Here is a 13,943-nt window from a genome sequence, read left to right as displayed (position 1 = left end):
ACTGGGACACCGGGCACCCTCTGTGGGTAGCTCCCCTTATGCCCGTTATCTCCCAGATCACTTTCTACGTCCCGTAACGCGGCCCTCACATGCTGTCACGGATGTCACAACCTGACTAACCAGCCTTGTTGGAGATCCTGCACTGTGCTGGAATTCCACGGACCGCCGCGGGATCGAGCCGGCGCGCAGGGCGCACACCAGCGCTGAGTGGCGGCGAGAAGGGGGACCAGCGCCGGGTCATCACGACCACCCAGGGGGGCGTATTCAGGGCGCCCCTCCACACGCCGACACCGTGTCCTTCCGTTCATCCGGAAGGGCGCCTGGTCCAGAGGTTGCGACGCTAGTGCAGGGACGTTTCAAGAGGGATAACGGCGCTTCGGCGGAGCCGGAGCCGCGCGGCGGGACTGGCCCGACGGCCGGCAGCTCCTCGCCCCAGCACGCCCAGAACCCGGGCCCGGCAGCGTCCGGTGACGGCGCGTCCTCCGGGCCCGCGGGTCCGGCACCGGCCGTCCCCCCGGCCAAGCCGGCCAAGGGCGCGGAAGGCCCCGGCCCGCGCGTGGCCCTGCGCAACTGGCGCATCTCCACGCGCCTCGTGGCGCTGCTGACGCTGCCGGTGGTCGCGGCCACCACGCTGGGCGCGGTCCGTATCAACCAGTCCATGGACGACATCCAGCAGCTCGACAACATGAAGCTGCTGACGGAGATGACGAAGCAGGCCACCGAGCTGGCCGCCCGTCTCCAGGAGGAGCGCGACGAGTCCGCCGGCACGCTGGCGCACAGCACGCGCACCGCCGACATCAAGGGCCAGCGCGACGCCACCGACCGGGCCCTGACGACCTTCGTCGACGCCTCCGAGGACATCGACGCCTCCAGCAAGGACGGCAACCTCCAGGGCGTCCGCGACAACCTCGTCGGCCTCGTCAGCGACCTCGGCACCCTCGCCAAGATCCGCAAGTCGGCCTACACCGCCGACGGCAACTCCATGCAGACGGTCGAGGGCTACCACCGTCTGATCAGCCGGCTGGTCGACCTCTCCCAGGACATGGCCGAGGCCACCAGCAACCCGGAGATGATCCAGCGCACCCGCGCCCTGGCGGCCTTCTCCTCCGCCAAGGAGTACGCGTCGATGCAGCGCGCGATCCTCGCGGCGGCGCTGCCCGTCAACACCGCCACCTACGGCAACCTCTCCGACAACGACCGGACCTACGGCGAGATGGCCCTGGAGAGCCAGGACTCCGAGCTCGCCATCTTCCGCAGCATCTACGGCGACGAGGGTGCCGAGGAGCTCCTGCGCCCCATCGAGCAGGGCAACACCACGATCGAGCAGGCCGACACCTACGCCGGCCGTGCCTTCGCCTCCGCCAGCGGTCTGCGCGGCCTCGACAAGCGCTCGTACCGCGACTGGCTGGACGCCAGCACCACCAAGATCCAGCAGATGGGCAACATCGAGCGCACGCTGCTGGAGGACATGGAGCAGAAGGCGCGCGAGCTGCGCGCCGAGTCCGAGCGCGACGCGATCATCTCCGGTGCGCTGATCCTGCTCGTCCTCGGTATCTCGCTGGTCGGCGCGTTCGTCGTGGCCCGGTCCATGATCCGCTCGCTGCGCCGGCTCCAGGAGACCGCCACCAAGGTCGCCCAGGACCGCCTGCCCGAGCTGGTCAAGCAGCTGTCCGAGTCCGACCCCCAGGACGTCGACACGTCCGTGGAGTCGGTCGGTGTGCACTCCCGGGACGAGATCGGCCAGGTGGCCGCGGCCTTCGACGACGTGCACCGCGAGGCGGTCCGCCTCGCCGCCGAGCAGGCCCTGCTGCGGGGCAACGTCAACGCGATGTTCACCAACCTCTCGCGCCGCTCCCAGGGTCTGATCCAGCGCCAGCTCTCGCTCATCTCCGAGCTGGAGTCCCGCGAGGCCGACCCGGACCAGCTGTCCTCGCTGTTCAAGCTCGACCACCTCGCGACGCGTATGCGCCGTAACGGTGAGAACCTCCTCGTCCTCGCCGGTGAAGAGCCCGGCCGCCGCTGGACCCGCCCGGTCCCGCTGGTCGACGTGCTCCGCGCCGCCGCCTCCGAGGTGGAGCAGTACGAGCGCATCGAGCTGGCCTCCGTGCCGACCACCGAAGTGGCCGGCCGAGTGGTCAACGACCTCGTGCACCTCCTCGCCGAGCTGCTGGAGAACGCGACCTCCTTCTCGTCGCCGCAGACCAAGGTCAAGGTCACCGGTCACGCGCTGCCCGACGGCCGCGTCCTGATCGAGATCCACGACACCGGTATCGGCCTCTCCCCCGAGGACCTCGCGGCGATCAACGAGCGGCTCGCCTCGCCGCCCACCGTGGACGTCTCCGTCTCCCGCCGCATGGGTCTGTTCGTGGTCGGTCGTCTGTCGCAGCGCCACGGCATCCGCATCCAGCTGCGCCCCTCCGACTCCGGTGGCACGACCGCGCTGGTCATGCTCCCCGTCGATGTCGCCCAGGGCGGCAAGAAGCCCACGGGCAAGCCCGGTCAGGGCGCCGGTGGCTCCGGTCCCGCCGCCGCGCAGGCCGCCGCCGGTGCCGCCGCGGCCCGCCGTCAGGGCGCTGCCCTCGGCGGCGGCGCGCCGGGCGGTGCCCTCGGCGGTGCCCCGGCCGGTGGCGGCGGTGGCCGTCTCGGCGCCGGGCAGGGCCCGCGGGCCGCGCTGCCCGGGGTGGGCCAGGACGGACGTCCCGGTACGCCGGGCGGAGCGCGTGGACCGCAGGGTCCGTCGGCGCCGCAGCAGGGCCGGACCCCGGCTGGCGCCGGTGCCGGTGCCTTCGGCGGTCAGGCGCCCGGTGCCCCGCAGGGTGCCGGCGCGGGCGGCTTCGACGGCCAGGGACGGGACGCCTTCGGCTCCGCCCCCCGTGGTCCGGTTCCGCCGCAGGGTTCCGGTGCCGAGGCCGAGCAGCCGCAGCGCGGCCGCGGCCGGCGTCGTCCGCAGCTTCCGGGCCGGGGCGGCGCGCGCGCCGAGCTGCCCGGCGGCAACCAGCAGCCGCGGGTGCCCAGTTGGGGTGACGAGAACGCGCAGCCGCAGGTGGGTCGCGCCCCGCAGGACGCCCCGCGCGGCCACGACGAGCCGGATGTCGCCCGCACCTCCCAGATGCCGCGCTTCGACGAGCGCCAGGGTCCCGGCTCCACCGCCGAGATGCCGGCGATCCCGCGGGCCGACGAACACCAGGCTCCCCCGGCCGACTTCGCCCAGCAGGGCATGAACGGCACGCAGAACACGGGCCAGTACCCCCGTCCGCAGGACACCGGGCAGTTCGCCCGCCCGCAGGACACCGGCCAGTTCGCGCGGCCCCAGGACACCGGCCAGTTCCCGGCGCAGGGACGTCAGCAGGACAACGGGTACGCCCGCTCCGACGTCTACGGCACCCCGGGCGGCCAGAACGCCCCGGCGGGTCCGGGCCGGTTCACCGCTCCCGCGGCCCCGCAGGCGTACGACGCCGGTTCCACCGGTCAGTTCGCCCTGCCGGGCCAGGACGGCTCCACCACCGGCCAGCACGCGCTGCCCGGCCGCCAGGAGCCCAACGGCTACGCCGCTCCGGCCGCTCCGCAGCGTCCGGTCCGTCCCGAGCCGGAGGCGCTGCCGCCGGCCCCGGGTGCGGGCGACGGCCGTACGCCGCTGTACGACACGCTCGAAACGAACTGGTTCCACGGTGGTCCGCAGGGCAGGGGCCCGGCACCGCAGGCGCAGCCGCAGGCTCCGGCCGCTCCCGCGACGCCCCCGGCTCCCGCTCCGCAGCAGCGGTCCACCAACGCCGCCTCGTGGCGCACCTCGCCGAACGACGAACTCGTCCGCCAGGCCGAGCGCGTACGGCAGCCCGCCGCGGGCGGTATCACCACCTCCGGCCTGCCGCGCCGGGTGCCCCGGGCGAACCTCGTCCCGGGCACGGCTCAGCAGCAACAGCACCAAGCCGGTCCGCAGGTCTCGCGTGCGCCTGACGACGTACGCGGACGGCTGACCAATCTTCGTCGGGGCATCGCCCAGGGTCGTCAGGCCGGTACCGGTACCGGTCAGACGGGCAGCTTCCCGAGCCCCACTCACCAGCAGGAGCGTTAGTTGAGCCAGATGAGCCAGGCGGCACAGAACCTGAACTGGTTGATCACGAATTTCGTGGACAACACACCGGGTGTGTCCCACACCGTCGTGGTCTCCGCCGACGGACTCCTGCTCGCGATGTCCGAGGGATTCCCGCGCGACCGTGCCGACCAGCTGGCGGCGGTCGCCTCCGGGCTGACCTCGCTCACGGCGGGCGCCTCCCGGATCTTCGAGGGCGGCAGCGTGGCACAGACGGTCGTCGAGATGGAGCGAGGTTTCCTCTTCCTCATGTCCGTCTCGGACGGCTCGTCGCTCGCCGTCCTCGCGCACCCCGAATGCGACATCGGCCTCGTCGGCTACGAGATGGCGCTGCTGGTCGACCGTGCGGGCGCGGTGCTCACGCCCGACCTGCGCGCCGAACTACAAGGCAGTCTGCTCCACTGACCGCCCCGGATCCACCCGCCTCACAACATCACCGTCCGGCCGCCACAATCCCCCCACCGGCCCCGTCAGACGGCACGACTGACCGAGACTTGCTGTCCCGCCCGGAGGATTCATGACCCCGCCCACCGCCCATCATGATCCGTACGCCGAGCCGTACGGGGACGAGGGCGACCAGCCGCTGGTGCGTCCGTACGCGATGACCGGTGGCCGGACCCGGCCGCGCTACCAGCTCGCCATCGAGGCGCTGATCAGCACCACGGCCGACCCGGCAGCGCTCATGGGGCTGCTTCCCGAGCACCAGCGCATCTGCCACCTGTGCCGTGAGGTCAAGTCGGTGGCCGAGGTGTCGGCGCTGCTCGCCATGCCGCTCGGTGTGGCCCGGATCCTGGTCGCGGACCTCGCGGAGGCCGGCCTGGTCGCCATCCACCAGCCGGGTGGCGACGAGAACAACGGCGGCGCACCGGACGTGACGCTGCTCGAAAGGGTGCTCAGTGGACTTCGCAAGCTCTGACGGGGGCCGGGCGACCACCTCCGCGAAGATCGTGGTGGCGGGCGGCTTCGGTGTCGGCAAGACCACGTTCGTGGGTGCCGTCTCGGAGATCAACCCGCTGCGCACCGAGGCCGTGATGACGTCCGCGTCCGCGGGCATCGACGACCTCACCCACACCGGGGACAAGACCACCACCACGGTGGCCATGGACTTCGGCCGTATCACGCTCGACCAGGACCTGATCCTGTACCTCTTCGGTACGCCGGGTCAGGACCGCTTCTGGTTCATGTGGGACGACCTGGTGCGCGGTGCCATCGGCGCGGTGGTGCTGGTGGACACCCGGCGTCTCGCCGACTGCTTCCCGGCCGTGGACTACTTCGAGAACAGCGGTCTGCCGTTCGTGATCGCCCTCAACGGCTTCGACGGGCAGCAGCCCTACTCGCCGGACGAGGTGCGCGAGGCGCTGCAGATCGGACCGGACACCCCGATCATCACGACCGACGCCCGCCACCGCGCGGACGCCAAGTCGGCGCTGATCACGCTGGTGGAGCACGCGTTGATGGCCCGGCTGAGGTAGCGCTCAAGTGGTCCCTGCCATACGGCAGTTGTCGTAGACGCTGAAGGAGCCGACTGTGGCCTTTGACACGGTCGGCTCCGGTGTTCATAACGTTTCGGCAGAGGAATCCGGTGGTACCGCCACACCGCGCGGTCGGTTGGTCTCGCTGCGCGTACGAAGGCCCCGTCTTTTGACGGGGCTCGCTCTTTATGACCGTTTTATCTAGGGCTTACATCACACGGAATCGGCTCATCCCACTGTTTGGAGGAGCACTGGTTGACGTGCTGGAATGCCTGAACTGCCCAATAGTCAATGACGTACTCATGGTCGATGGCTGACCGGGCTCTGAGAGACTGCGGCACGATGAAGGTGCCGACCGCCGAGAGGTTGTTGGTCGAGTGAGGCGAAGCAAGAAAAGTCCCGAGCCCGCGGCCCGGGGCAACTTCACCCCGCCGCCGCGCGGAGCGGCGCCCGCCCCTGTGCCCGGCTCGGAGCCTGCGCCCGCGCCCGCGAAGAGCGGCGGCAGACTCTCCCCGCGCAACTGGCGGGTGCCCACCCGGCTGAACGCGATCCTGCTCATACCCGTGCTGGTCGGCCTCGTCATGGGCGGCTTCCAGGTGAAGAGCTCGATCGACACCTGGCAGGAGGCCGAGGACGCCGAGGCCACCGCGCGCCTGGTGCGGGCCTCCCTCACCTACGCCGACGCCCTCTACACGGAGCGCGACGTCACGGCCGCCCCCCTGCTGACCGGCAAGGGCGCCAACGACGACACCGTGAAGGCCGCCCGCGAGGCGACCAACAAGGCCGCCGACGAGTTCAACTCCGCCGCCCAGGACATGCCCGCCAAGTCGGGCCTGGAGCGCCGGCTGAAGCTGTTCCGCGAGACCGAGCCCAAGCTCGACGCGCTGCGCACCGCCGCGTACACGGCCGCCCTCAAGGGCGTGCAGACCGAAGAGGGCTACGTCCAGATCGCCCACCCGCTGATGGAGTTCGCCAACGAGCTCGGTCTGGGCACCGGAAACATCACCTCCTACGGCCGTACCGTCTACGCCATCGCGCTGACCAAGGCATCGCTCTCCCTGGAGCGGTCGATCGGCACGCATCTGCTGGTCAACCCGGGCCCCACCAAGACCGACCTGGCCAAGCAGCGCGTCGCGCTCTCCTCGTACGCGTATCTGGAGGGCATCGCCGTCGAGGAGTACATCGGCGGTGGCACCGAGGCCGACGCGCAGAAGCTCGACAACGCGACGGCGGAGATCAAGACGCAGGCCGCGGCCCAGGCCAAGGAGGCCAAGGCCAAGGACCCCGACTATGTGGCCCCGCCGTCCGACCCGACCGTCATGGTCGCCGCCATCTCCGGCCTGACCAGCACCGACTCCTCCGAGCGCGCCGCGCTCAAGCAGCAGGGCATCACCGCCGAGAACTGGTGGGGGATGACCACGCTGAAGTACAACGCGTACCGCCAGATCGAGTCGGACCTGACCGACAAGGCGGTGAGCGAGGCCTCCGACATCGCCGCCTCGGCCAAGACCGACGCCATCATCACCGGTGCCGCCGTCGTGGTCGCCCTGCTCCTGGCGTTCATCCTGGCCGGCGCGGTCGCCCGCCAGATGTCCCGCTCGATGCGCCAGCTGCGCAACGCCGCCTTCGGCATCGCCGAGCAGCGGCTGCCGATGCTGGTCGACCAGCTCTCGCGCACCGACCCCGGCCGCGTCGACACGCGGGTCGCGCCGATCCCGATCACCACCACCGACGAGATCGGCGAGGTCGCCCGCGCCTTCGACCAGGTCCACCGCGAGGCCGTCCGGCTCGCCGCCGAACAGGCCCTGCTGCGGGGCAACATCAACGCGATCTTCACCAACCTCTCGCGCCGCAACCAGTCGCTGATCGAGGGCCAGCTGACCCTGATCACCGACCTGGAGAACAACGAGGCCGACCCGGACCAGCTGGAGAACCTCTTCCGCCTGGACCACCTGGCGACCCGTATGCGCCGCAACGGCGAGAACCTCCTCGTCCTCGCCGGCGAGGAGCCCGGCCGCCGCTGGGACCAGCCGGTCCCGCTGGTCGACGTGCTGCGCGCCGCCTCCTCCGAGGTGGAGCAGTACGAGCGCATCGAGCTGTCCGGCGTCCCGGAGGCCGAGATCCACGGCCGCGCCGTGACCGACCTCGTGCACCTGCTCGCCGAGCTGCTGGAGAACGCCACCACGTTCTCCTCCCCCCAGACCAAGGTCCGCGTCACCGCGACCCGTCTGCCCGACGGCCGCGTCATGATCGAGATCCACGACAAGGGCATCGGCCTGACCGCCGAGGACTTCGCGGACATCAACCACAAGCTGGCCAACCCGCCGACCGTGGACGCCGCGATCTCGCAGCGCATGGGCCTGTTCGTGGTCGGCCGGCTGTCCGACCGGCACGGCATCCGCGTCCAGCTGCGCCCCTCCGGCGAGCAGGCCGGCACCACCTCGCTGGTCATGCTCCCGGACGCCATCACCCACGGTGGCGGCGGCGAGCAGCACCAGCCGGACCGCGACGAGTTCACCGTCTCGCAGATCATCCCGGAGCAGCAGTTCCAGGGCGGCGAGGACTTCAACCAGCAGCCGCTGCGCACCGCGGCCGAGCTCGGCTTCGACGACAGCCGCTACACCGAGGTCCCGGACGACATCCGTGACCTGGACCCGGTGGGCCGCTCCCTGATGCGCGAGGAGCGCCGCGCGGCCCTGGAGGCCCAGACGCACGGCCCGCAGACGCCCGGCCGGCCCGACGAGGCACCGGCGGGCTACGCCGAGGGCTTCGAGGGCGGCCGCCCCGCCTACGAGGGCGCGCAGAACGGCTACGACAACGGCGCCACCGGCTATGCCGAGCAGCCCGGGGCCTACAACGGACAGACGGCGTACGAGGAGCAGCAGCAGCCCGCGTACGACGAGCAGTACTACGCGCCGAACGGCGGTCTGCCGCAGCGCGAGAACTACTCCGAGTCGTTCCCCGAGTCCTTCTCCGGCAACGGGACGGCGCCGGCCGACGCCTTCGCGGCGAACGGCGGCTACCCGGAGCCGGCGTATGCGGAACCGGGCCAGGACGACCAGGCGGCCCGTTCGGCGGCCCCCGCCGCGGCGTCGGAGGGCTTCCCGCCGTACGAGGAGCCGTCCTACCAGGACGACTGGCCGCAGCAGGACGGCTACCGCAACGGCTACCCGGACCAGTACGCTCCGGAAGCGGAATCGGCGCAGGTCGCTGACGGGAGTGAGCGGGACCGCGTAGGCTTCGACCGTCCGGGACCGGCCTCCTCCGCCGCCCACGAGCTGACCGACGCCGGGCTTCCCCGCCGCGGAGCCTTCGCGGCGAACGGTTCGAACGGCACCCAGCGGCCCGTGAAGCGGGAAGAGCCGACCCCCGCTGCCGCCGAGCGCGGCAGCAGCAGTGGCAACAGCGAGAGCGGCTGGCGTTCGGCGAACGACGAGCGCTGGCAGCAGGCCTCGCAGCTGCGCAAGCCCAAGGCGGGCGGAGTCACCTCCTCCGGCCTGCCGCGGCGGGTGCCCAAGGCCAACCTGGTCGAGGGAGCCGCCGAGACCACCCCCCAGGGAGGCCCACAGGTCTCCCGCGCCCCGGAGGACGTCCGGGGCAGGCTGAGCAACCTGCGGCGCGGCGTCCAACGAGGCCGCAACGCAGGCAGTGAAACGAACGGCCAGGGCTTCGGTCCTGACAGCACCTACAACCAGGAGCGTTAGTGTGAGCCCGATGAGCCAGGCGGCACAGAACCTGAACTGGTTGATCACCAACTTCGTGGACAACACCCCGGGGGTGTCCCACACGGTGGTGGTCTCCGCCGACGGACTCCTTCTGGCGATGTCCGAAGGCTTCCCCCGCGACCGCGCCGACCAGCTCGCGGCCGTCGCCTCCGGTCTGACCTCGCTGACCGCCGGTGCCTCGCGCATCTTCGAGGGCGGCAGCGTGAACCAGACGGTTGTGGAGATGGAGCGGGGATTCCTGTTCATCATGTCCATCTCCGACGGTTCGTCGCTCGCGGTTCTCGCACACCCCGAAGCGGACATCGGCCTCATTGGGTACGAGATGGCCCTTCTGGTGGACCGTGCCGGTACGGTCCTCACGCCCGACCTTCGAGCAGAGCTCCAAGGGAGCCTTCTCAACTAACAGATGGACGGTGCGTATTGGCGTCCCGAGGCCGTAGGGTTTCGGGACGCGGCTTCCCCAGGGATGGGTGCCAGGCACAGTCGGAGGAGGAGAGAACGTGGCAACACCCCCAGGCGGTTCGTCGGGCAATTGGTCGTACGGTCCTGCACAGGGCCAGGGCGACGGTCCCGCGAACCCGTACAACTTCCCCTCCGCACCGAGCCATCGGCAGCCGTACGCGCCCCAGGCCCCCCAGGGTCCCGGGCCGTCGCCGTACGACCAGCCGCAGGCGCCGCGCATCCAGCCCGTGCAGCCGCAGCGTCGCACCCCCGAGCCGGCGCCCGCCGGGGCGTCGAACAACCCCCTGGTGCGTCCGTACGCCATGACCGGCGGACGGACCCGCCCGCGGTACCAGCTCGCCATCGAGGCACTGGTGCACACCACCGCGGCTCCGCACCAGATGCAGGGCCAGCTGCCCGAGCATCAGCGGATCTGCAACCTGTGCCGTGAGATCAAGTCGGTGGCCGAAATCTCGGCACTGCTCACGATCCCCCTCGGCGTGGCCAGGATCCTCGTCGCCGACTTGGCGGAGGCGGGACTGGTCGCCATCCATCAGCCCGGCGGCGACGAGAACGCCGGCGGCCAGCCAGACGTGACACTGCTCGAAAGGGTGCTCAGTGGACTTCGCAAGCTCTAGCGGCGGTCCTTCCCGCTCCACCACCTCGGCGAAGATCGTGGTGGCGGGTGGCTTCGGCGTGGGCAAGACCACGTTCGTCGGGGCCGTTTCGGAGATCAACCCGCTGCGCACAGAGGCCGTGATGACATCCGCTTCGGCGGGCATCGACGACCTCACCCACACCGGAGACAAGACGACCACCACGGTCGCCATGGACTTCGGCCGTATCACCCTGGACCAGGACCTGATCCTGTACCTCTTCGGTACGCCCGGTCAGGACCGCTTCTGGTTCATGTGGGACGACCTGGTGCGCGGCGCGATCGGCGCGATCGTGCTCGTGGACACCCGCCGCCTCGCCGACTGCTTCCCCGCGGTCGACTACTTCGAGAACTCGGGTCTCCCCTTCGTCATCGCCCTCAACGGCTTCGACGGCAATCAGCCGTACAACCCCGACGAGGTGCGCGAGGCCCTGCAGATCGGCCCGGACACCCCGATCATCACGACCGACGCCCGCCACCGCGCGGACGCCAAGTCGGCGCTGATCACGCTCGTGGAACACGCCCTGATGGCCCGCCTGCGCTAGCGGCTACCGGGCTGCCACGGACGGTTGTGTGCCGTCTGCGGCAGCCCGGGGGCTTGTCGCGCAGTTCCCCGCGCCCCCCAAAAGACACCAACGCTGCAGGGCCCCTCTCCTGAGGAGAGGGGCCCTGCAGCGTTGGTTGTACGAGCTCAGCGCCAGCTGTGCGGGGCGCGGAAGCCCGGCTCGCGTTCCAGACGGCGCCAGCCGGCCTTGACGCGGCCGCGGTGGGCCGGGGTCTCGGAGGAGCGGGCGGCGGCGCGAGCCAGCAGGATCGCCGTGATGGCCGCGACTTCCTCGGGCTCGGCGTGGCCCTTCTCGACGCGAATATCAGGGAGGTTCATGGGTGTCAGTCTCCGTGGCTGAGGTTTCCGCGGGGGTACCGCGGAGGATCCGCTGGGTTACTGCGGGGGGTTGCCGTGCTTGCGGGAGGGCAGGTCGGCGTGCTTGGTCTGGAGCATCGCCAGGGACCTGATCAGCACCTCGCGGGTCTCCGCGGGGTCGATCACGTCGTCCACGAGGCCGCGCTCCGCCGCGTAGTACGGGTGCATCAGCTCGGCCTTGTACTCCTTGACCATCTTCTGGCGCATGGCCTCGGGGTCCTCGGCGTCGGCGATCTGACGGCGGAAGATGACGTTGGCTGCGCCTTCGGCGCCCATCACGGCGATCTCGTTCGTCGGCCACGCGTAGGTGAGGTCGGCGCCGATGGACTGGCTGTCCATGACGATGTAGGCACCTCCGTACGCCTTGCGCAGGATCAGGGAGATCCGGGGCACGGTCGCGTTGCAGTAGGCGTAGAGGAGCTTCGCGCCGTGGCGGATGATTCCACCGTGCTCCTGGTCTACACCAGGGAGAAAGCCGGGTACGTCCAAAAGGGTGACGATCGGGATGTTGAAGGCGTCGCACATCTGCACGAAGCGGGCGGCCTTCTCGCTGGCCTCGATGTCCAGGACACCGGCGAGGGTCTGCGGCTGGTTGGCGATGATGCCGACGACCTGACCGTCCAGCCGGGCCAGCGCGCAGATGATGTTGCGCGCCCAGCGCTCGTGGACCTCCAGGTAGTCGCCGTCGTCGACGATCTCCTCGATCACCTTGACCATGTCGTACGGCCGGTTGCCGTCCGCCGGGACCAGGTCCAGCAGCACGTCCGAGCGCCGGTCGGCGGGGTCGGTGGACTCCACCCGCGGCGGGTTCTCCCGGTTGTTCTGCGGCAGCAGGGACAGGAGGTAGCGCACCTCGGCGATGCACGTCTCCTCGTCGTCGTAGGCGAAGTGGCACACGCCCGACGTCTCGGCGTGCACGTCCGCGCCGCCCAGCCCGTTCTGGGTGATCTCCTCGCCGGTGACCGCCTTGACCACGTCCGGGCCGGTGATGAACATCTGCGAGGTCTCACGGACCATGAAGACGAAGTCGGTCAGCGCCGGGCTGTAGGCCGCACCGCCCGCGCACGGGCCCAGCATCACGCTGATCTGCGGGATGACGCCGGATGCCTTGGTGTTGCGCTGGAAGATGCCGCCGTAGCCGGCGAGCGCCGAGACGCCCTCCTGGATCCGGGCGCCCGCGCCGTCGTTCAGCGACACCAGCGGAGCACCGGCCGCGATGGCCATGTCCATGATCTTGTGGATCTTCGCGGCGTGGGCCTCACCCAGCGCGCCGCCGAAGATACGGAAGTCGTGGGCGTAGACGAAGACCGTCCGGCCCTCCACCGTGCCCCAGCCGGTGATCACACCGTCCGTGTACGGCTTCTTCGCCTCCAGACCGAAGCCCTGCGCACGATGCCGGCGCAGCTGCTCGACCTCCTGGAAGGAACCGGCGTCCAGCAGCAGCTCGATCCGCTCCCGGGCGGTCAGCTTGCCCTTCGCGTGCTGCGCCGCGGTCGCCTTCTCACCCGGCCCGGCCAGCGCCCGCGCACGAATCTCGTGCAGCTCGGCCACTCGTCCGCGCGCGTCCGTCGGCTCCCCGGTCGGCTCGCCCGTCGTCTCTTCCAAAACGGTCATGTAGTGACCTTACGAAGACCACCCAGGAAAGCGAGCCGTCGACTCCGTACAGTCTCCGACGCGTTTTCCTGGTACCACCGAACAGAACGGGAGCAGGATGCAGGCTTTCCGACTGCTCAGAGGGCGTGCCGCTTGTACGACTCCCACAAAGTGCAGCCATGAGACGCGGTTCACATGCCACGCCCGGAGGGTTCGCCCGGTCGGGTAACGAGCGTGAGCCCAACCGGCCCCGAGCGGCGCGCGAGCGAGACACCAACGGCCACCGAGCGTAGCTCAAGGAACACACCCCCAAGATGTTGAATGTTGAACGGAATAGGTCTAAGGTCGATCCCGTTGAGCTCGTTGAACATTCAACGGACTTGCACCCCCCGTCCCCCTTAGGAGCACGTCATGGGCATCTTCGGCCGCAAGAACAGCAACGACACCGCGACGATCCAGGCCCCCGCCGCCACCGCCGTCAACCCCGACCTCGCCGCACTGACCGGCGACTACTCGATCGACGCCGCCCACTCCACGATCGGCTTCACGGCCCGGCACGCGATGGTCACCAACGTCAAGGGCAAGTTCCTCGACTTCACCGGCACACTGCACCTCGACGGCACGGACCCGTCGAAGTCCACCGCCTCCATCGACGTCAAGATGGACAGCATCGACACCGGTTCGGCGGACCGTGACGGGCACCTGAAGAGCGCGGACTTCTTCAAGACCGAGGAGCACCCGGCGATGACCTTCCGCTCCACGCGGGCGGAGGCCCTCGGCGGCGACGACTACCGGATCGTCGGCGAGCTGACCATCCTCGGCGTGACCAAGCCCCTCACCATCGACCTGGAGTTCAACGGCTCCGCCAAGGACCCGTTCGGCAACGAGCGCGTCGGCTTCGAGGGCAAGGCGGAGATCCTGCGCTCCGAGTGGGGCCTGACCTGGAACGCCGCGCTGGAGACGGGCGGTGTGCTGGTCTCCGACAAGATCAAGCTGAACTTCGACATCTCGGCGATCAAGAACGCCTGACCCGCCGGCCATCGAG

General features: G+C 70.3%; 11 protein-coding genes. 9 read left to right on the top strand and 2 right to left on the bottom strand.

Annotated elements, in window-relative coordinates:
• Positions 1-343: 343 nt before the first annotated feature.
• The 8 genes from ACZ5NW_RS18810 (at position 344) to ACZ5NW_RS18775 (ending at position 10,928) form a co-directional block, all read left to right on the top strand.
• On the top strand, positions 344-4,072 hold the full coding sequence (locus ACZ5NW_RS18810) for a sensor histidine kinase (RefSeq protein ID WP_468744945.1): 3,729 nt from the start codon (positions 344-346) through the stop codon (positions 4,070-4,072).
• Between the two features lie 9 nt (positions 4,073-4,081).
• A complete protein-coding gene (locus tag ACZ5NW_RS18805) occupies positions 4,082-4,495 on the top strand; it encodes a roadblock/LC7 domain-containing protein (RefSeq protein ID WP_003993189.1) in 414 nt (137 codons plus the stop codon).
• Between the two features lie 112 nt (positions 4,496-4,607).
• Positions 4,608-5,006, top strand: coding sequence for a DUF742 domain-containing protein (locus tag ACZ5NW_RS18800; protein WP_009190816.1), 399 nt, complete (start codon positions 4,608-4,610; stop codon positions 5,004-5,006).
• Positions 4,987-5,562, top strand: coding sequence for a GTP-binding protein (locus ACZ5NW_RS18795; protein WP_009190815.1), 576 nt, complete (start codon positions 4,987-4,989; stop codon positions 5,560-5,562). The genes ACZ5NW_RS18800 and ACZ5NW_RS18795 overlap by 20 nt, the downstream gene beginning before the upstream one ends.
• A gap of 377 nt (positions 5,563-5,939) precedes the next feature.
• Positions 5,940-9,266 carry a nitrate- and nitrite sensing domain-containing protein gene (locus tag ACZ5NW_RS18790; RefSeq protein WP_468744944.1) on the top strand — a complete coding sequence of 1,109 codons (3,327 nt, stop codon included), beginning with the start codon at positions 5,940-5,942 and terminating at the stop codon, positions 9,264-9,266.
• A gap of 10 nt (positions 9,267-9,276) precedes the next feature.
• Positions 9,277-9,690 (top strand): roadblock/LC7 domain-containing protein, encoded by a 414-nt coding sequence (locus ACZ5NW_RS18785; RefSeq protein ID WP_004983065.1) that lies wholly within the window; start codon positions 9,277-9,279, stop codon positions 9,688-9,690.
• A 97-nt stretch (positions 9,691-9,787) separates the two neighbouring features.
• A complete protein-coding gene (locus ACZ5NW_RS18780; protein ID WP_468744943.1) occupies positions 9,788-10,366 on the top strand; it encodes a DUF742 domain-containing protein in 579 nt (192 codons plus the stop codon).
• Positions 10,347-10,928, top strand: a complete 582-nt coding sequence (locus tag ACZ5NW_RS18775; protein ID WP_026248371.1) for a GTP-binding protein — start codon at positions 10,347-10,349, stop codon at positions 10,926-10,928. Before ACZ5NW_RS18780 ends, ACZ5NW_RS18775 begins: the two co-directional genes overlap by 20 nt.
• Positions 10,929-11,074: 146 nt before the next feature.
• Here ACZ5NW_RS18775 and ACZ5NW_RS18770 read toward each other — a convergent pair whose 3' ends face one another.
• Positions 11,075-11,266, bottom strand: a complete 192-nt coding sequence (locus ACZ5NW_RS18770) for an acyl-CoA carboxylase subunit epsilon (RefSeq protein WP_468744942.1) — start codon at positions 11,264-11,266, stop codon at positions 11,075-11,077.
• A 57-nt stretch (positions 11,267-11,323) separates the two neighbouring features.
• Complete coding sequence (locus ACZ5NW_RS18765; RefSeq protein ID WP_468744941.1) at positions 11,324-12,919, bottom strand: acyl-CoA carboxylase subunit beta; 1,596 nt, start codon at positions 12,917-12,919, stop codon at positions 11,324-11,326.
• Between the two features lie 390 nt (positions 12,920-13,309).
• On the opposite strand from ACZ5NW_RS18765, the gene ACZ5NW_RS18760 reads away from it, so the two are divergent.
• Complete coding sequence (locus ACZ5NW_RS18760; protein WP_468744940.1) at positions 13,310-13,927, top strand: YceI family protein; 618 nt, start codon at positions 13,310-13,312, stop codon at positions 13,925-13,927.
• Positions 13,928-13,943: the final 16 nt, after the last annotated feature.

Source organism: Streptomyces sp. NPDC032126 (assembly GCF_055580085.1).
This window is presented reverse-complemented; position numbering and strand designations above follow the sequence as displayed.

Excerpts from the sequence above, each read along its gene's own strand:
- ACZ5NW_RS18805 (WP_003993189.1), top strand. The coding sequence starts at position 4,082 with ATGAGCCAGGCGGCACAGAACCTGAACTGGTTGATCACGAATTTCGTG.
- ACZ5NW_RS18800 (WP_009190816.1), top strand. The coding sequence starts at position 4,608 with ATGACCCCGCCCACCGCCCATCATGATCCGTACGCCGAGCCGTACGGG.
- ACZ5NW_RS18785 (WP_004983065.1), top strand. The coding sequence starts at position 9,277 with ATGAGCCAGGCGGCACAGAACCTGAACTGGTTGATCACCAACTTCGTG.
- ACZ5NW_RS18770 (WP_468744942.1), bottom strand. The coding sequence starts at position 11,266 with ATGAACCTCCCTGATATTCGCGTCGAGAAGGGCCACGCCGAGCCCGAG.
- ACZ5NW_RS18765 (WP_468744941.1), bottom strand. The coding sequence starts at position 12,919 with ATGACCGTTTTGGAAGAGACGACGGGCGAGCCGACCGGGGAGCCGACG.
- ACZ5NW_RS18760 (WP_468744940.1), top strand. The coding sequence starts at position 13,310 with ATGGGCATCTTCGGCCGCAAGAACAGCAACGACACCGCGACGATCCAG.